Origin of the sequence: Leptothrix sp. (in: b-proteobacteria) (genome assembly GCF_965250675.1) — a bacterium.
Lineage (GTDB): Bacteria > Pseudomonadota > Gammaproteobacteria > Burkholderiales > Burkholderiaceae_C > Sphaerotilus.
The window spans coordinates 224,281-241,802 of the sequence record NZ_CBDFPH010000011.1; the positions used below are offsets into that span (position 1 = coordinate 224,281).

Annotated in this window: 18 protein-coding genes, 2 tRNA genes and 4 pseudogenes; 11 read left to right on the forward strand and 13 right to left on the reverse strand. The window is 66.5% G+C overall.

Going from position 1 to position 17,522, the window contains the following annotated elements:
* Positions 1–9: 9 nt before the first annotated feature.
* The 8 genes from AC5IG3_RS15500 to AC5IG3_RS15535 all read left to right on the forward strand — a co-directional run bounded on the left by AC5IG3_RS15500 (position 10) and on the right by AC5IG3_RS15535 (position 4,546).
* On the forward strand, positions 10–867 hold the full coding sequence (locus AC5IG3_RS15500; RefSeq protein WP_491907199.1) for a DUF2303 family protein: 858 nt from the start codon (positions 10–12) through the stop codon (positions 865–867).
* Positions 864–1,028 carry a hypothetical protein gene (locus AC5IG3_RS15505; protein ID WP_491907200.1) on the forward strand — a complete coding sequence of 55 codons (165 nt, stop codon included), beginning with the start codon at positions 864–866 and terminating at the stop codon, positions 1,026–1,028. The genes AC5IG3_RS15500 and AC5IG3_RS15505 overlap by 4 nt, the downstream gene beginning before the upstream one ends.
* Positions 1,025–1,867, forward strand: a complete 843-nt coding sequence (locus AC5IG3_RS15510) for a hypothetical protein (protein ID WP_491907201.1) — start codon at positions 1,025–1,027, stop codon at positions 1,865–1,867. The genes AC5IG3_RS15505 and AC5IG3_RS15510 overlap by 4 nt, the downstream gene beginning before the upstream one ends.
* 5 nt (positions 1,868–1,872) lie before the next feature.
* Positions 1,873–2,085 (forward strand): hypothetical protein, encoded by a 213-nt coding sequence (locus tag AC5IG3_RS15515; RefSeq protein WP_491907202.1) that lies wholly within the window; start codon positions 1,873–1,875, stop codon positions 2,083–2,085.
* The gene (locus AC5IG3_RS15520) at positions 2,082–2,531 is read left to right on the forward strand and encodes a hypothetical protein (protein ID WP_491907203.1); all 450 of its coding nucleotides are present in this window, start codon (positions 2,082–2,084) and stop codon (positions 2,529–2,531) included. The genes AC5IG3_RS15515 and AC5IG3_RS15520 overlap by 4 nt, the downstream gene beginning before the upstream one ends.
* Complete coding sequence (locus AC5IG3_RS15525) at positions 2,528–2,986, forward strand: hypothetical protein (protein WP_491907204.1); 459 nt, start codon at positions 2,528–2,530, stop codon at positions 2,984–2,986. Before AC5IG3_RS15520 ends, AC5IG3_RS15525 begins: the two co-directional genes overlap by 4 nt.
* 181 nt (positions 2,987–3,167) lie before the next feature.
* Positions 3,168–3,377, forward strand: a complete 210-nt coding sequence (gene xisR, locus AC5IG3_RS15530) for an excisionase family protein (protein WP_491907205.1) — start codon at positions 3,168–3,170, stop codon at positions 3,375–3,377.
* Positions 3,353–4,546, forward strand: a complete 1,194-nt coding sequence (locus tag AC5IG3_RS15535) for a tyrosine-type recombinase/integrase (protein WP_491907206.1) — start codon at positions 3,353–3,355, stop codon at positions 4,544–4,546. Before xisR ends, AC5IG3_RS15535 begins: the two co-directional genes overlap by 25 nt.
* A 25-nt stretch (positions 4,547–4,571) precedes the next feature.
* Here AC5IG3_RS15535 and AC5IG3_RS15540 read toward each other — a convergent pair.
* From AC5IG3_RS15540 to uvrC, 7 genes are all read right to left on the reverse strand, one after another.
* A tRNA-His gene (locus AC5IG3_RS15540) sits at positions 4,572–4,647 on the reverse strand.
* 57 nt (positions 4,648–4,704) lie between these two features.
* Positions 4,705–6,621, reverse strand: a complete 1,917-nt coding sequence (locus AC5IG3_RS15545) for a SurA N-terminal domain-containing protein (protein WP_491907207.1) — start codon at positions 6,619–6,621, stop codon at positions 4,705–4,707.
* Positions 6,622–6,716: 95 nt separating this feature from the next.
* Positions 6,717–6,792: transfer RNA gene (locus AC5IG3_RS15550), tRNA-Val, on the reverse strand.
* Between the two features lie 34 nt (positions 6,793–6,826).
* Entirely contained in the window at positions 6,827–7,099 is a 273-nt protein-coding gene (locus tag AC5IG3_RS15555; RefSeq protein ID WP_491907208.1) for an HU family DNA-binding protein, read from the reverse strand.
* Between the two features lie 88 nt (positions 7,100–7,187).
* Complete coding sequence (locus AC5IG3_RS15560) at positions 7,188–8,072, reverse strand: DMT family transporter (protein ID WP_491907209.1); 885 nt, start codon at positions 8,070–8,072, stop codon at positions 7,188–7,190.
* A gap of 14 nt (positions 8,073–8,086) precedes the next feature.
* On the reverse strand, positions 8,087–8,653 hold the full coding sequence (gene pgsA / locus AC5IG3_RS15565) for a CDP-diacylglycerol--glycerol-3-phosphate 3-phosphatidyltransferase (protein WP_491907210.1): 567 nt from the start codon (positions 8,651–8,653) through the stop codon (positions 8,087–8,089).
* Between the two features lie 57 nt (positions 8,654–8,710).
* Positions 8,711–10,723 (reverse strand): excinuclease ABC subunit UvrC, encoded by a 2,013-nt coding sequence (gene uvrC / locus AC5IG3_RS15570; protein ID WP_491907211.1) that lies wholly within the window; start codon positions 10,721–10,723, stop codon positions 8,711–8,713.
* 32 nt (positions 10,724–10,755) lie between these two features.
* On the opposite strand from uvrC, the gene earP reads away from it, so the two are divergent.
* Together earP and efp are read left to right on the forward strand one after the other, a co-directional pair.
* Positions 10,756–11,850 (forward strand): elongation factor P maturation arginine rhamnosyltransferase EarP, encoded by a 1,095-nt coding sequence (gene earP, locus AC5IG3_RS15575; RefSeq protein WP_491907212.1) that lies wholly within the window; start codon positions 10,756–10,758, stop codon positions 11,848–11,850.
* Between the two features lie 83 nt (positions 11,851–11,933).
* Positions 11,934–12,488 carry an elongation factor P gene (efp, locus tag AC5IG3_RS15580; RefSeq protein WP_491907213.1) on the forward strand — a complete coding sequence of 185 codons (555 nt, stop codon included), beginning with the start codon at positions 11,934–11,936 and terminating at the stop codon, positions 12,486–12,488.
* Positions 12,489–12,539: 51 nt separating this feature from the next.
* Here the strand turns inward: efp and AC5IG3_RS15585 are convergent, their stop codons facing one another.
* The 4 genes and pseudogenes from AC5IG3_RS15585 to AC5IG3_RS15600 all read right to left on the reverse strand — a co-directional run.
* On the reverse strand, positions 12,540–13,280 hold the full coding sequence (locus AC5IG3_RS15585; protein WP_491907214.1) for a hypothetical protein: 741 nt from the start codon (positions 13,278–13,280) through the stop codon (positions 12,540–12,542).
* Complete coding sequence (locus AC5IG3_RS15590) at positions 13,277–13,726, reverse strand: ExbD/TolR family protein (protein ID WP_491907215.1); 450 nt, start codon at positions 13,724–13,726, stop codon at positions 13,277–13,279. Before AC5IG3_RS15590 ends, AC5IG3_RS15585 begins: the two co-directional genes overlap by 4 nt.
* 3 nt (positions 13,727–13,729) lie before the next feature.
* Complete coding sequence (locus AC5IG3_RS15595) at positions 13,730–14,161, reverse strand: ExbD/TolR family protein (protein WP_491907216.1); 432 nt, start codon at positions 14,159–14,161, stop codon at positions 13,730–13,732.
* Positions 14,162–14,172: 11 nt separating this feature from the next.
* Positions 14,173–14,904, reverse strand: a pseudogene (locus AC5IG3_RS15600) (MotA/TolQ/ExbB proton channel family protein); the annotation flags it as partial.
* Positions 14,905–14,940: 36 nt separating this feature from the next.
* On the opposite strand from AC5IG3_RS15600, the pseudogene AC5IG3_RS15605 reads away from it, so the two are divergent.
* Positions 14,941–15,530, forward strand: a pseudogene (locus tag AC5IG3_RS15605) (YceI family protein).
* A gap of 16 nt (positions 15,531–15,546) precedes the next feature.
* On the opposite strand, the pseudogene AC5IG3_RS15610 reads toward AC5IG3_RS15605, so the two are convergent.
* Positions 15,547–16,755 (reverse strand): annotated as a pseudogene (locus AC5IG3_RS15610) (ABC transporter permease).
* Between the two features lie 29 nt (positions 16,756–16,784).
* Positions 16,785–17,499: pseudogene (locus AC5IG3_RS15615) on the reverse strand (ABC transporter ATP-binding protein); the annotation flags it as partial.
* Between the last annotated feature and the right edge of the window lie 23 nt (positions 17,500–17,522).

The following is a 17,522-nucleotide window of genomic DNA, read 5'->3' on the forward strand; positions in this document are numbered from 1 at the left end:
AAAGATCCCATGAACGAAACCACCAACAACCTGGCCGAAACTCTGGCCGAAGTACTGCCCAAGCCCGAGCTGCTGGACAAAATCGATTTCCTCGTCGACGGCCTGACCGTTCTTCACTACGCCGTGCCCAAGGGCCACGACGTTAAGGAACTGCGCGTCGATCTCGAGAAGCACCTGCCGGCGCCGCGCGAATTGAAAGCAGCCGCCGAATTCCATGACGCATCCAGCTTCCTGAACTACATCGCCCGCCACGCAAACGAGCACAGCACCTGCTGGTGCGACTTCAACCCGCAGACCTTCGCCCTGTCGTTCCGCGCCGTGATCGACGAGCACGGCAAGGACTCCCCCGCCTGGCGCCGCCACGTCGCCGCCTACACCCCGCGCATGTCCGCTGAGTGGAAAGAGTGGAAGGGCAAGGACCGCAGCGGCTTCGGCCAGGTCGAGTTTGCCGAGTGGCTGCAGGACCACGAAGGCGACATCGCCAGCTTCGAGGGCTACCCCACCTGCGCACAGATGCTGCAGATGGCCACCAACTTCCAGTACCAGGAAGACCGCCGCCTGAAGTCTGCTGTTCGCCTGCAGAGCGGCGGCGTGCGGCTCGACTATGTGGCCGACGCTGACGCTGGCACGGTCGAGTCGATGACGATGTTCGAGAAGTTCACCCTCGGCATCCCAGTCTTCCACGCCGCACCCACCGCTGAGCTGCTGATCGCCCGCCTGAAGTACCGGCTGGACAACGGCAAGGTGCGTTTCACCTACGAGCTGCAGCGCGCCGACAAAGCCCACGAGAAAGCCGCGCTGGACCTGATCGAAACCGTGCGCGCCGGCCTGGCTGGCGTGCCGCTCATGTTCGGCACCTGCGCATGACCATCATCGAACGCACCCACGTCCGTGCTGCGTTCGAGCGAGCCCTGGCCCTCGACGGCCGGGGCTGCCGCGAGACCGCCATCGCCACCGTGGCGCAGGCGCTGTGCCTGCCGGTTGAGGCTGTAGGCGCAGTGGTTGAGGAAGCTGAGGAGGCTGCATGAATAACATCAACCTCATCAGCGCAACCCCACATGCGCGGATCGTGACGGCAACGCCTGCACTTGTTGATGCGCTGCTCGCCATGAACACCAGCAACCGTAAACACCGATTAACCGCGTCGACACGACTGGCTGGTGACATCCGCAACGGGGCCTGGTTACTGACAGCGTCAGGCATTGGCGTAGACCGAGACGGCGTGTTGTCGGATGGGCAGCATCGGCTGTACGCGATCAAAGCCGCTGGGTACCCACCTGTTCAGTTCTTGCTGATGACAGGTCTCGACCCCCTTGCCCAGTCGGTTGTCGACCGTCACGCCAAGCGCTCGCTGGCCGACAGTTTGAGCATGGTGCTCGGTCGCACCGTATCTACTCAGGTGGTAGCGACTGCGCGCATTCTGAGCACCATTTCAAACGCAACAAGCAAGACCGGAGCATTTGCATATGAGAACGGATCAGGCCTTTCTGACAGCTCAACGGCAGCGACTTTGATGGATTGGCAGGACGACATCGAGGCGGTCATCGGAATGGCAAGTTCAACACCCCGAGCGGCTTGCATTGCTGCTTTGTCGGTTTACTTCAGAAACAGCCCAGATGATGCGTTGACGCTCTGCCAGCAGCTGAAGACCAAGATTTACCCGTCTCAAGACTCCGCGTCCTATCGGCTCCAGGACACGCTGGATCGGCTCAGGAGCAACGCCGGCTCGGGTGGATCCATGGAGGTATTCAAGTTCACCGTCAGCGCAGTGATTGCCCACAGCGAGCGTCGGGTTTGCAAGCAACTCAAGCGCTCTGAAAGTTGGGCCCAAGCCCCGTGGAAACAATGGAAAGGGAGCGAACTGTGACCACCATGGCCGAACTCATCACCTGGCACCCCGCCGCGGCACCACCTGACACCGACCGCAGCGTGCTGGTCACGCTGGGCACCGGCCTGGTCGCCGTCTGGATCGCGTGGTGGGATGGCCTCGACGCCGCCGACGGCCCGCGCTGGATTGGCTCTGATGGCGAGACGCTCACCGACATCACGTACTGGGCAGACCTGCCGAAGGGGCCCGCAGCATGAAGCGCCGCCCCCTGACCAAAGCCCAGCTGATCGACCGCCTGCCGCGCGGACTGCGGCCCAAGCTGGCGTCAACGCAACTGACCGGGCTGGGCATCGCGCACGCCTTCAACCTCGATGACCTGGCCACGGGCCGCGCCACCGTCGACACCCTGCTCGACTGGACCGCCGGCGTGCTGATGTGGCACCGCGTGGCTGAGTCGATCGGCACCGGCGTTGACGAGATGGCTGAGCAAATGGCCCTCACCCTGAGCGTCATGGAGCGCTACCGCACCACGGGCCGCATCGGCTTCGACGGCCCGGGATACCAGCTGGCAAAGCGCGGCCGCATCGTGATGGACGAGCTGGCCCGCCTCACCGACAAGTCCTCTGCCGTGGCGGCCGCGCTGTGGTCCGAGGACGAGGTCAACAAGCTGGCCGCCGTGGTGCGGACAGAGGTGGCAGCATGAAGCGCAACACCCTCACCTCCATCATCCTGGCGCTCTGTCGGCAGTGCCCGCGCACCATGGTCGACATTGAAGAGATGGTGCCCCCGGCCATCTCAGGCAACCGCAAGATGGCCGCCTACAACCTGGTCAAGCGCGGCCAGCTGCGCAACCTCAACGCCGGCACAGGCCGAGCCGTGCCGGGCCTGTACGTCACCAAGGGCTACGAATCCGCAGGCCTCAAGGTGCCATCGCCCAGACCGAGGTCCAGCGAACCCGACCCGCTGCGAGGCTGGCGTCAGACCCGCAATGCGGACCCGGCCCGCACGCTCGACCTCCTGCCGGCGCTGGAGCGCCTCGCCCGAGCCTACCGCCACGCAACCGGCCGCGAAGGCGCAGATACCCCCGCCCTGCTTGACGCCGAGAAAGCCATCGCACAAGCCCGCATGAGCCGCACACCACAGGAGACCCGCCCATGAGCCGCCGCGCCCGCCAATACGCCCTGTCTCGCCCCTGGTTGCAGCTGCGAGACGCCACACACCCAGTTGACCATCTCGAGGTACCGCTCCAGATGGTTGGCGACCCCGATGAGCACCTCAGAGAACACGCTTGGCAGCAGCATGAGGCCGAGCAAGCCCAACAGCAACAGGGAGCATCCCAATGAATGCAGCACCTGCCCATGTCGCACCAGCACCCTACGTCACCATTGCGTTGGCGGCCACGATCACTGGCCTGACCGAGAAAGCCATTCGCCGCAAGATTGAGGACGGCAAGTGGCTGGCTGGTCGTGAATTTCGACGCTCGCCCGATGGCGGCATTTTCATCAGCATCAAGGGGTATCAGGCATGGCTCGAATCGGCCACGGTGTAGAGGTGCGCGACACCTCGATTCGGATGACGTTCACGCTCAACGGCAAGCCGCATCGCTACACGCTCAAGCTGGGCGGCCAGCCGCTGGCGCCAACCCCTGCGAACATCAAGCACGCGCACCGCGTGGCGATCGAGATCCGCGACAAGATCCGGCATGGCGCCTTCGTGCTGGGCGACTACTTCCCTGACGAGGTGCCTGTCGTTGCGGCCGGAACCACGGTGGCCGCCCAGCTCAACGTCTGGCTGACCACGGCGCGTATTGAGGAGTCCACGCGGGCAGGCTACGCCAGCGCGATCAAGTTCTGGAAAGAAGCGGCCAGTGATGAGGTGCTCACGCCCTTGGGAAGCCGCACGCTGCAAAGCCTCAAGCACAGCCATGTGCTCACCGCGGTCGCCAGCCGGCCAGACCTGAGCGGCAAGACCATCAACAACTACGTGTCAGTGCTGCGTGAGGCGCTCGATCTGGCCGTGGCCGACAAGCTGCTGCCAGACAACCCGGCCGGCGCCGTCAAGCGCGCCCCACATCAGAAGGGACCGCCCGACCCCTTCAGCCGCGAGGAAGCGGAAAAGATCATCAGCACCCTGGCGCAGGCTCACCCCGGGCAGGTGACCAACCTGGTCGAATTCTGGTTCTGGACCGGGATGCGCACCAGCGAGATCTTCGGGCTACGCTGGACGTCCGTCGATCTGGCCTCAAGCCACGTCCTAGTCTCAGAAGCGCTGGTGCGCGGGCTGCGCAAGGACAGCACCAAGACCAACGTGGCCCGGAAGGTCCAGCTCAACAGCCGCGCGATGGCGGCACTGCTGCGGCAACAGGCACACACGCGGGTGGGCGGTGACGCGGTTTTCATGGACCCACGCTACGGCGAGTCATGGAGCGACGAGCGGGCATTCCGCCGCAGCTTCTGGACGCCGACGCTCAAACGCCTGGGCATTCGGTACCGGCGGCCGTACAACATGCGCCACACCTATGCGACTGCAATGCTGATGGCCGGCATGAACGCCGCCTACTGCGCCAAGCAGCTGGGGCACAGCGTCGAGATGTTCCACCGCACGTACAGCAAGTGGCTCGACGGGGAGCAGAACGACCGGGAGATGGCCCGGCTGGAAGCAAGCCTAGGGGGCAATACTTCCCTGCAACTTCCCCGAGACAACAAAAAAGGCGCCTAAGCGCCTGATTTGATTGGTTTTTCTTTGGGGTGGCTGATGGGGCTCGAACCCACGACAACCAGAATCACAATCTGGGACTCTACCAACTGAGCTACAGCCACCAAAGAAAATCAATTATAGGAGTGAAATCACTACATCGTCAAGCACCACCGGCGAATTTAATTGGCGGACGCTGCAGCTTCAGCGGACTTGGCCTTGGCAGTGATGTCGACCTTGTAGCGTGTTCGCAGCGCGGCGTAGTACGCCTCGCCTTCGGCCTGGTTAAGAAGCTGGGTGTACTGGGCGCGCGTACGAGCGGCGTCGCCCGTCACGGCAGGATCGGAGGCCAGAACCTTCTGGACCTTGGCGATCGCAAAGCCTTGGCGGCCCAGATCGACACCCACCCAGGCCGGCAGCGGCTCGGCGGGGGCGCGCAAGACCGCGTCGATCACCTCGCGGGGCAGCTTCTGGGTCTGCGCGCGCGACAGCACGACAGCCGCAGGCAGCTTGGCCACTTCAGGCTTGGCCTTCCACTCCGCCAGGCGCTCCAGGCCTTCCTTGCGGGCAGCTTCTGCGGCGAGTTCGTTGCGCACCACCGTCACCAGCGTGGGCTTGATCTCGGCCAGCGGTTGCTTGCGGGCGGGCGAATACTGCAGCACCCGCGCCGACACCAGCTGGTTGGCACCGGCTTCGACCGGCTCGATGTTGCGCTTGCTGGTCAGGTTCTGCGGCTGGAAGATGGCCTCGATCACCTTGGGGGCTGTCAGCACGTTGCCGGCCTCGGGCAGCGCCTGACGCTGCAGCTTGTCGCTCTTGCCCAGCGGCAGCTTGAGCTTGTCGGCCACCGCCTGCAGGTTGTCTTCCTGCTCGACCAGGTTGGTGAACTGCTCGGCCAGTTCGGCGTAGCGCTTCTGGGCCAGCTGCTTCTTGACCTCGGCGTCGATCTCGGCACGCACGGACTCGAAGCTGCGCTTGTCGCCGCCCCGCAGATCGGTCAGTTCGATGAGGTGGAAGCCGAACTCGGTCTCGACCACCTCGCTGAGTTCACCCTTCTTGAGCGCGAAGACGGCTTTCTCGAAATCCGGCAGCATCGCGCCGCGACCGAACCAGTCCAGATCGCCGCCCTGCTTGGCCGAGCCGGGGTCCTGGGACTCCTTGCGCGCCACATCCGCAAAGGTGGCGGGCGCCTTCTTCAGGTCGACCAGCAGGGCTTGCGCCTTGGCCTTGGCTTGTGCCTTGGCGTCTGCGCTGGCACCCGCATCGGTCTTGATGAGGATGTGGCGCGCGCGGCGTTCCTGCGGCTGCTCGTAGCGGGCCTGGTTCTCGGCGTAGTACTTGCGCAGGTCGTCGTCGCTGACACTGAGGCCGGCCGTCACGGCAGGCAGGTCCAGCAGCACATATTCCAGCGCCACGCTCTCGGGCGACTGGAGTGCAACTGCGTTGCGGGCATCGTCGTAATAGGCCTGAACCTGGGCGTCGGTCGGCGTGATTCCCGCCAGGTAGTCCTGCGGCTGGAAGCGGGCGACCTGCACTTCACGCTGTTGATAGAAAGCGTCGACGGCAGTGTTGGCGATCGTCTGCGGCGCAAAACCACTGCCGGACACGCCCTGCATCACCTGGCGCAGCGCGTAGTCCTGTCGCAGGCGGGCCACGAACTGGGTCGAACTCATGCCCTGCATTTCGAGCAGATCACGCTTGACGGTGCCGTCCGCGTTGCGCAGGTCGGCAAATTGCGGATCGGTGCGGAACAGCCGCTGCAGCCGGTCGTCGCTGGGCGCCAGGTGGAGTCGGTCGGCCGCCTCGAAGTTCACGCGCTCGCGGATCAGGTCATCCAGCACGCGCTGCTTGAACTCGGGCGTGTCGAACAGCTTGGCATCCATGCCGGGCGCCTGGGCGCGGGTGCGCTCGACCTGGTTGCGGTGCGCAGCATCCCATTCAGCCTGGGTGATGGGCCGGCCGGCAACATGCGCAACGACTTCCTTGCCTTCACCGAAGCTGTCGTAGCCCTGAATGCCAAGAGCGATGAAGGACGGAAAAATCACCACCGCCAAGCCAAGCTGGAGCATGCGGTTATTGCGACGAACGAAATCGAACATCAGAGCTTCCTTGCCTTCAAACATGACAAAGGCGAACCGGGGTTCGCCTTTGGATTTAAGTGACCTTGCCGTATCGACAGGAACCGGGTTCGGGGTGGTGGGTGCTGAGGGGCTCGAACCCCCGACCTACGCCTTGTAAGGGCGCCGCTCTACCAACTGAGCTAAGCACCCCCGAATCACTTCGATTTCTGTCTGACCACGGCCTTCAGTTGACGGATTCTTTCAGCATTTTGCCAGGGCGGAACTTCACCACCTTGGCCGCCTTGATCTTGATCTCCGCGCCCGTGCGCGGGTTGCGGCCACTGCGCTCGACGCGCTCGGTGACCGAGAACGTGCCAAAACCCACCAGAGACACTTCGCCGCCTTGTTGCAGCGTCTGGGTCACGCCGTCGATCACGGCTTCGAGCGCACGCGCGGCAGCGGCCTTGGAAAGGTCGGCATGTCCGGCGATGCTGTCGATCAACTCAGTCTTGTTCACAAGTGCCTCTCAGGTCTCGGCTCAATTCTTTTGAGGTGCGGATTCTATTCACATTCCGGCCCGTTTCATCCGGCGTCCCGCAACAGCCTCATCGTGCCCGCACGACCAGCAAGACACCCAGCCCCGTCAAGGCCAGACCCGGCAACACCCAGCCACCCAGCGCCTCGCCGAACAGCAGCCACGCCATCAAGGCGGTGGTGGGCGGCACGAGGTAGAGCAAGCTGGTGACGCGCGTGGAGGCGCCGCGCTGGATCAGCAGGTAGAACAGCGAACTGCCGCCCACCGTCAGGCCCAGCACCGACCAGGCCAGCGCGGCCATCAGTTCGGGCTGCCAGCGCATGGGCTCGGACTCGAACGCCACAAAAGGCAGTGTCACCAGCAGCGCCGCCAGCAACTGCACCGTGTTGGCGGTGCGCACGTCGCACGGCTGGACATGGTTTTTTTGATACAGCGTGCCCACCGTGATACTCAACAGCGCCAGCAAGGCCAGGCCCAGGTTCAGGGCGCTGATCTCGCCGTGCCCGAGCTTCTGGCTCACCACCAGCACCAACCCGGCCAGACCCAGCAGCAGGCCCAGCCATTGGCGCGACGTGACACGCTCGCCCATGCCCGACTGGCTGCGCTGCGCGATCCACAGCGCCGTCAGCACCGGCTGCAGGCCGACGATCAGCGCCACCGTGCCGGCGCCCATGCCCAGCTTGACCGCCGACCAGACGCCGCCCAGATAACCAGCGTGGATCAACACCCCTGTGACCGCCAGATGGCCCCATTGCGCCCGGCCCTGCGGCCAGCGCGGCCGGCTCAGCGCAATCCAGACCCCAAAACACAGCGCCGACAAGGCGTAGCGCAGGGCCAGGAAGTGCATTGGCGGCGCATGCGGCATACCCAGGCGAGCCACCACGAAGCCCGTGCTCCAAATCAGCACGAACACCGCAGGCATCGCCTGCAGCCAGGGTGTTTCAGCGCGGGCCATGGGCTCAGTGAGCCTCAATGGGCTTTGGCACGGATTTCCGGCAAGGCTTTCTGCAGGTAATAGACCATCGACCAGATGGTCAGCACGCTGGCGACCAGGATCAGCACCGTGCCCCAGAGGCGGGTGTTGATCAGGCCCAGCAGGGTGCCGTCGTAGAGCAGGAACGGAATCGCCACCATCTGCGCCGTGGTCTTGAGCTTGCCGAGCATGTGCACTGCCACGCTGCGCGAGGCACCGATCTGCGCCATCCACTCGCGCAGCGCCGAGATCGTGATCTCACGGCCGATGATCACCAGCGCCACCATCGTGTTGACACGATCGAGCTGCAGCAGGATCAGCAGCGCCGCGCACACCAGGATCTTGTCGGCCACCGGGTCCAGGAACGCACCGAACGACGAGGTCTGGTTCAGCCGGCGAGCCAGCCACCCGTCGAGCCAGTCGGTCACTGCCACCACCACGAACAGCACGGTGGCGACCAGATTGCGCGTAGGCGCATCCCAGGGCATGTAGAAAACCCCCACGATCAAGGGAATGGCGACGATACGCGCCCAGGTGAGCAAGGTTGGCAAGGTCCAGAACATGGTGACATTGTGCACACGTCTGCAGGCGTGACCGCAAAACGGCGCACAAGTTCACGGTCAGCGCAGCGCGCGGTAGATCTCCTCGGCCAGTTCGTGCGAGATGCCCTCGACCGTGACCAGGTCCTCGATGCTGGCCTGCTCGACCCCACGCACGCCGCCAAACCGCTGCAGCAGCTTGGCGCGCTTCTTCGGGCCGACGCCGGCGATGTCTTCGAGCTTGCTGCCGCCCGTGCGCACCGACGCCCGCTTGGCGCGCATGCCGGTGATGGCGAAACGGTGCGCCTCGTCGCGGATTTGCGCCACCAGCATCAGCGCGGCGGAATCGCGGCCGAGGTAGACCTTCTCGCGCCCGTCGGCAAACACCAGTTCCTCCAGCCCGACCTTGCGGCCCTCGCCCTTCTCGACCCCCACGATCAGCGACAGGTCCAGCCCGAGCTGCTCGAACACCTGGCGCGCCATGCTGACCTGGCCCTTGCCGCCGTCGATCAGCACCAGGTCCGGCAGGCGGCCATCACCCTTGGCCGAGCCCTTGGAAGCAGCACCCCCAGCGGCATCTGCGCCCTCGCTCTGCCGCACCGCCTCGGCCAGCTTGCCGTAGCGGCGCGTCAGCACCTGGCGCATGGCGGCGTAGTCGTCACCGCCGGTGATGCCGGTGACGTTGTAGCGGCGGTACTGCGCCGGCTGCATCTTGTGGCCCTCGAACACCACGCACGAACCCTGCGTGGCCTCGCCCTGGGTGTGGCTGATGTCGAAGCACTCGATGCGCAGGCTTTCCAGCCCACCGTCCATGCCGTCCGGCGCGAGGTCGAGCGCCTCGACCAGCGCACGGGTGCGGGCCTGCTGCGAGCCTTCCTCGGCCAGCAGCCGCGCCATCGCCAGCGCACAACCCTGGATCGCCATGTCGAGCCAGACGCGCCGCTGGTCGCGCGGCTGGTGCAGCGCCGCAACCTTGTGGCCGCACTGCTCGGACAGCGCCGCCAGCAGTTCGCGGTCGACCGCGTGGCTGGTCACCAGCAGCACCGGGCAGTTGGCGCCCAGGTAATGCTGGGCGATGAAGGCCTGCAGCACCTGCAACTCGACCGCGGCGGCATCCATCACGGCCGGCGCGTCGGCATCCTCATCGAAAGCCATCGCGCTGGCGTCTTCCACATGCGCCGGGAAATAGGCCCGGTCGCCCAGGTGCCGCCCACCGCGCACCATCGCCAGGTTGACGCAGGCGCGCCCGCCCTGCACCTTGACGGCCAGGATGTCGGCGTCGCGATCCTCGCCGGTGTCGACCGCCTGCTGGTGCAGCACGCGCGACAGCGCCGTGATCTGGTTACGCACCTGCGCGGCCTGCTCGTAGTCCAGGCGCTCGGCGGCGGCCATCATCTGCGCCTGCAGGCCGTCCATCACCTCCTGCGTCTGGCCGTCCAGGAAGCGCACGGCATTGCGCACGTCCTGGGTGTAATCGTCGCGGCTGATGATGTCCACGCACGGCCCCGAGCAGCGCTGGATCTGGTACAGCAGGCACGGCCGGGTGCGGTTGTTGAAGACGCTGTCCTCGCAGGTGCGCAGCCGGAACACCTTCTGCAGCAACAGGATGCCTTCCTTGACCGCCCACGCGCTCGGGTAGGGCCCGAAGTAGCGGTGCTTGCGTTCCACCGCGCCGCGAAAGTAGGCCACGCGCGGAAATTCATGGCTCACCAGCTTGATGTACGGGTAGCTCTTGTCGTCGCGGAACAGGATGTTGAAGCGCGGGTTGAGCGTCTTGATCAGGTTGTTCTCAAGCAGCAGCGCCTCGGCCTCGGAGCGCACCACCGTGGTCTCCATGCGCACGATCTTGCTGACCATGTGGCCGATGCGCGAGCCGCCGTGGTCCTTCTGGAAGTAGCTCGAGACCCGCTTGCGCAAGCTCTTGGCCTTGCCGACGTAGAGCAGCGCGTCGGCCGCATCAAAGTAGCGGTACACGCCCGGCAGCAGCGGCAGCGACGCCACCTCGGCCAGCAGGCGGGCCCAGCGTTGGGCGCGCTCGTCGGCGGGGACGTCAGTTTCTGGGCTGGAAGGCAACTCGGGCGTGGGCAGGCTCATGCCCAAATTGTGCCGCCGCAGATAATTTCGGCATGTCCAGTGCCCTTTCCGCCGCCCCACCCACCACTGCACCTTGGTGGGACATCTTCTGCCGCGTCATCGACAACCACGGCGACCTGGGCGTGTGCTGGCGGCTGGCACGCGACCTGGCGCAGCGCGGCGTCGCCGTACGTCTGTGGGTCGATGACGCCAGCGCGCTGGCCTGGATGGCGCCCGACGGCTGCGCCGGCGTGCAGGTGCTGCCGTGGCGCGATCCGGCGCCGGAAGAAGTGCCGGGCGAGGTGGTGGTCGAAGCCTTCGGCTGCGATCCACCGGCTGCGTTCGTGCAACGCATGGTCGCCAAGGCGACAGCGCCGGTCTGGATCAACCTCGAATACCTCAGCGCCGAAGCCTATGTGGAGCGCAGCCACGGCCTGGCCTCGCCGCAGTGGAGCGGCCCCGGCGCGGGCCTGACCAAGTGGTTTTTCTACCCCGGCTTCACGCCAGCCACGGGCGGGCTGCTGCGCGCGCCGGGCCTGCTGGCGCAGCGCGACGCAGTGCAGGCACTGGATCAGGCTGATCGGCACGGCGAGCGGCAGATCCTGCTGTTCGGCTACGCGCAACCCGCCCTGCACGCCTTGCTGCAGGCACTTCGGGGCGACGAGTCGGCCAGCTGCCTGCTCGTCACGCCGGGCTTGTCGGCGCAGCAGGTACAGGCCGGCGATGCCGCAGGCCATCTGCGTCTGCGGTTTCTGGCGGCACAGCCTCAGCCCGACTTCGACCGCCTGCTCTGGCAGAGCGACCTGAATCTGGTGCGCGGCGAAGACAGCCTGGTCAGCGCCGTCTGGGCCGCGCGGCCGATGCTGTGGCAGCTGTATCCGCAGGACGACGGCGCGCACGGCATCAAGCTCGAAGCGTTTCTGGCGCGCTATCTGGACGGCGCGCCGGCTGCGCTGGCCGAGCCGCTGCGGCAGGTCATGCGCGCCTGGAACGGCACTGCGGCGTGGGACGCGGCGGCGTGGTCGGCGCTGTGGGGACCGCACTACCCGGCGTGGTGCGCCTGGGCGCGCGAAATCGCCTCGCGCTGGGCGCTGCAGCCTGATCTGGTGAGCGCGCTGATGGCGTTTGCAAGCCGCAGGCTAAAATAGCGGGCTTTGCGGTGCGGATTGACCGCGCAGCGTTCAGTCAACACCACAGCAGCGCCCGTCTCAACGGGGCATGGAATACGCAGATGAAGATCGCACAGGAAATTCGCGCCGGTAACGTGATCATGCACGGCAAGGACCCGATGGTCGTGCTCAAGACCGAATACAGCCGCGGTGGCCGCAACGCCGCCACGGTGCGCATGAAGCTCAAGAGCCTGCTGAGCAACTCGGGCACCGAAGTCGTCTTCAAGGCCGACGACAAGATGGACCAGGTCATCCTCGACAAGAAGGAATGCACCTACACCTACTTCGCTGACCCGATGTACGTGTTCATGGACACCGAGTACAACCAGTTCGAAGTCGAAGCCGAGAACATGGGCGACGCCATCAGCTACCTCGAAGACGGCATGGCCGTCGAAGTGGTGTTCTACGACGGCAAGGCCATCTCGGTCGAACTGCCCACCAGCCTGGTGCGCGAGATCACCTGGACCGAGCCGGCTGTCAAGGGCGACACCTCGGGCAAGGTCCTGAAGCCGGCCAAACTGGCCACAGGTTTCGACATCCAGGTGCCGATCTTCGTGGCGCAGGGCGACAAGGTCGAAATCGACACCCGCACGCACGAATACCGCAAGCGCGTGTAATTCAGTCGCACGGCGACCGAAGCAAAAAGGCGTCCACAAGGGACGCCTTTTTTATTGCTCGCGGAAAGCCACTTCCAGCGGCACCACCACCTCTTCCGCCCCCTCGGCACGGCAGCTCATGCGCCGCACCGCGTTCTGCACCAGCCGGTGGTATTCACGTGGGCCTGAGAGCGGCGTCACATCGACGATCTGCGCGCCACGCACGCGGATCTGCACCTTGACGACACCGGCGATGCCGACGCGGTCATACGCGCCCGACAACACCGACTGCAGCACGTCCTTGTAGCCCGGACAGGCTACCGAGATCTCGCTGCGCGCGGGCGCTGCAGGCGCGGCGGGTGCGGTGGGCGCAGACACCACGGGCGCCGGCTTGCTCTCTGCCGGCGGGCTGGGCGCTGTGACCGGTGCTGCGACGGGCGCAGGCGCAGGCACCGGTGCCGCCACGGGCGCGGGAGCCGGTACGACCGGGGCAGGCGTCGGACTGGGCGCCGGTGTCGGTGTCGTCGGCAATAGGGCCGGCGCAGGCTTGGCGGGTGTGACCAGCGGCTTGGGTGCGGGCGCAGGCGGCGGCAACTTCGGCGCCGGCTCGGGCGGACGCGGCAACGACGGCAGCGGCGCGTCACTGATCAGCGCCACCGTGATCGGCTCGCTGATGCGCTTGACCACCTGCTGCCCCCAGCCCGACGCCAGCGCCCAGAACACCAGGCCGTGCAGCGCCACCACCGCCGCCAAACCCCAGCCGCGCCGGCCACGCTCGCCGGCGTTGTAGTCGTAGGGTTGCACCCTCTTCATGGTGCACGGCCCGGTGGCGCAAACTGCTCGTTGCCGGCCACGCCCAGCCGGGTCAGGCCTTGCTGGCGCGCCACCACCATCACCTCGGCAAAGCGGCCGTAGCTGGCGTTGCGGTCGGGGCGGATTTGCAGCTCAGGCGCCAGCGGCTGCGCGGCAGCAGCGGCCATGCGCGCTTCCAGCTCGGCGCGGTCGGCCAGCGGCTGGCCTTGCCAGGACACCACGCCGGTGGCGCTGATGTCGACGCGCACCACCTCGGGCTTGAGCTCTGGCGGCGGGCGCTGCGGGCCCACCGGCAGGTTGAGGTTGACGGCGTGCAGCTGGATCGGGATGGTGATGATCAGCATCACCAGCAGCACCAGCATCACGTCGATCAGCGGCGTGGTGTTGATGTCCATGATCGGCTCGGACTCGTCACGCCCGGCATCGGTGTTCAGGTTCATGCCCATAGGTCAGACGCGCGGGGGTGGCTCGGTCAGGAAGCCGACCTTGGCGATGCCGGCCTGCTGGCACTGCAGCAGCACGCGGCCCACCGCCTCATAGCGCGCCGCCGCATCGCCGCGGATGTGCACCTCCGGCTGCGGCTGCTGCGTCGCCACGGCCTGGAGCCGCGCCTGCAGCGCCGCACCCGGCGCCAGGAGCTGGTCGTTCCAGTAGAGCTGGCCCTGCGCGTCGACGGTGATGACGATGTTCTCCGGCCGGCTCTCGCGCACCTCGTTGCGCTCCTTGGGCAGCTGCACCGGCACGGTGAAATTGACCACCGGAATCGTGATCAGGAAGATGATCAGCAGCACCAGCATCACGTCGACCAGCGGCGTGGTGTTGATGGTGGCGATGACTTCATCGTCCTCACCCGCTCCGCCCGGCCCCATCGACATCGCCATGTCGGCCGCCCTCAGACCTGCGCGTCGCGCTTGGCACCATGCGCCAGCACCACCGCGTGCAGGTCGCTGCCGAAGGCGCGCACCTCGTCCATCACCGCCTTGTTACGCCGCACCAGGCCGTTGTAGCCCAGCACTGCCGGCACCGCCACGGCCAGGCCCAGAGCGGTCATGATCAGCGCCTCGCCCACCGGGCCGGCCACCTTGTCGATGCTCGCCTGACCCGCCACGCCGATGGCGGTCAGCGCGTGATAGATACCCCACACCGTGCCGAACAGCCCCACGAACGGCCCGGTCGAGCCGACGGTGGCCAGAAACGCCAGCCCGTTCTGCAGCCGGCTCTGCACCCGCTCGATGGAGCGCTGGATCGACATCGTCACCCAGGTGTTCAGGTCGATCTGGCCGAGCAGGCCCTCGTGCTTGAGCGTGGCGTCCGCCGCCGCCTCGGCAATGAAGCGGAACGGGCTGCCGGCCGTCAGCGCCTGCGCGCCTTCGCGCACGCTGGCCGCACTCCAGAACTTCGCCTGCGCCTCGGCGGCAAATCGCGCCACGCGGGTCTGCTCCAGCAACTTCACCACGATCACGTACCAGCTGCCCACCGACATCACCACCAGCATCAGCAGCACCAGCTTGGCGACCAGATCGCTGCCGCCCCACAGCGCGGCCAGTCCGTAGGGGTTGGCAACTTCAGTGGCGACGGCAACGATGGGGTTCATGAGGGCAACAGGGCTGTAGAAGGCGGGCGCATTCTAGGGCGCCCGTCCCGTGCTGCAATCGGCGCCATGAATGCCCCAACTCAACTCAGCACCATCGTGTCGGGCCTGCTGCTCGGCATCGTCGCCACCGCCCACGCCGCGCCGGTCACTTATCAGATCGACCCCTCGCACACCTACCCCAGCTTCGAGGCCGACCACATGGGCCTGTCGACCTGGCGCGGCAAGTTCAACAAGAGCGCCGGCCAGATCACGCTCGACAAGGCTGCCGGCACCGGCTTCGTGAACGTGAGCATCGACACCGACAGCATCGACTTTGGCCACGCGCAGATGAACGGCGTCGCCAAGGGCGCGCAGTTGTTGGACGTCGAGCAGTTTCCCTACGCCGCCTACAGCGGTCAGTTGCAGGGCTTCAGCAACGGCGCGCCCACGCAGGTGGTGGGTCAGTTGACGCTGCACGGCATCACCAAACCGCTGACGTTCTGCAGATCCACCGCTTCAAATGCGCGCCGCACCCGCTGTTCAAGCGCGAGGTCTGCGGCGCCGATGCGCTGGCCAGCTTCAACCGCGCCGACTTCGGCATCGACGCCGGCAAGGCCTACGGCTTCGACATGGCCGTGACGCTGCGCATCCAGGTCGAGGCGATCCAGGCGGATTGAGCTGATTCAAGCCCATTCACTCATGCCGCAGCGCGTCGATCGGGTCCATCCGTGCCGCGCGCCGGGCCGGAAAGTAGCCGAACACCACGCCAATGGCGGCTGAGAACAAAAACGACAGCAGGTTGATGACCGGGTCAAACAGATAGGGCACGCCCATCACGCCGGCCAGCGTGTACGAGGCCACCGTCGCCAGCACGATGCCAATCAGCCCGCCCAGCGAGGCCAGTGCCACCGCCTCGATCAGGAACTGCAGCAGCACCTCGCGCTCCAGCGCGCCGATGGCCAGGCGCACGCCGATCTCGCGGGTGCGCTCGGTCACGCTCACCAGCATGATGTTCATGATGCCGATGCCGCCCACCAGCAGGCTGACCGCAGCCACTGCGCCCAGCAGCGTGGTCATCACCTGGGTGGTGCCCGAGAGCGTCTGCGCGATCTGCTGGGTGTCGAGCACGTTGAAGTTGTCGTCGTCGCCCGTCGGCGAGCTTGCGGCGCTCGCGCAGCAGCTGCGTCAGGCTGGCCTTGAGGCGGTCGGCGTTGCTGCCCTCCTGCATCGACACCAGCAGCGTCGCCACGCGCTGGCTGCCGGTGACGCGGCGTTGCACGGTGCGCAGCGGCAGCAGCACGATGTCGTCCTGATCGTTGCCCATCGCGGCCTGGCCCTTGGACGCCAGCAGGCCGATCACCTCGCAGGAGAACTGCTTGACGCGCAGCTGCGCGCCCAGCGCGGCCACGCTGCCGAACAGCTCGCGCCGCACGGTCTCGCCGATCACGCAGACCGCCGCGCCGGCCTGCTGCTCAGCGTCGGTGAAGCGGCGGCCCGAGGCCAGCGTCCAGTTGCTGGTGTCGAAATAAGCTGTTGGTGCTGCCCGTCACGCTGGTGGCCCAGTTGCGGCCGTTGGCGACCACGGTGGCGCTGGCGCGCACCTCGGGCGCCACCGTGCGCACGCCGCCGATCTGCGCGGCGATGGCGTCGGCATCGGCTGCCTTGAACGCTCGGCGCGCCACCGCCGCCGCCCGGCCCCTGGCGCTGGCCGGGCCGCACCATCAGCAGGTTGCTGCCCAGGCTGGAAATCTGGTCCTGCACCGCCTGCGTCGCGCCACGGCCGAGCGTGACCATGGTGATGACCGCGCTCACGCCGATCACGATGCCCAGCGATGGTGAGGAAGGAACGCAGCAGGTTGCGCCGGATCGAGCGCAAGCGCGAGCCAGCAGGGTGTTGAGCACAGCATCAGGCGGCTCTCTTCCACCCGAGCCGCCGGGGCCTTGAGGCCGATGGGGTGGGGGTTGGGCGTGGTCGCTGGCTCGACCCGGCCATCGACAAAACGAACCATGCGCTTGCGCATAGGCCGCCATGTCGGGCTCGTGGGTGACCATCAGCACGGTGATGCCGCGCTCGCTGTTGAGCCGCGACAGCAGCAATTCCATGATTTCGCTGGCTGCGCTGGCTGTCGAGGTTGCCGGTCGGCTCGTCGGCCAGCAGCACCTCGGGCCGGCTGACGATGGCGCGCGCGATCGCCACCCGCTGCTGCTGGCCGCCCGACAGCTCGGCCGGCGTGTGGTGTTCCCAGCCCGCCAGGCCGACCGAGGCCAGCGCCTCGCGCGCAAGCGGCGTGGCGGGCGAGACGCCGATTCACCGCGATAGAGCAGCGGCAGCTCGACGTTTTCCTGCGCCGTGGTGCGCGCCAGCAGGTTGAAGCCCTGGAACACGAAGCCCAGGTAGCGCCGCCGCAGCCGGGCGCGCTGGTCGCGCGTCATGCGCTCGACGTGCACGCCGCGAAACAGGTACTCGCCCGCGCTGGGCGTGTCCAGGCAGCCGAGCACATTCATGGCGGTCGACTTGCCCGAGCCGCTCGGCCCCATCACCGCGACGAATTCGCCCACGTTGACGTCCAGATCGACGCCCTTGAGCGCCGCAAACGCGGTGTCGCCGCTGCCGTAGACCTTGGTGACGCCGCGCAGGCGGATCAGCGGAGTCGGTACTCGGGACGCTC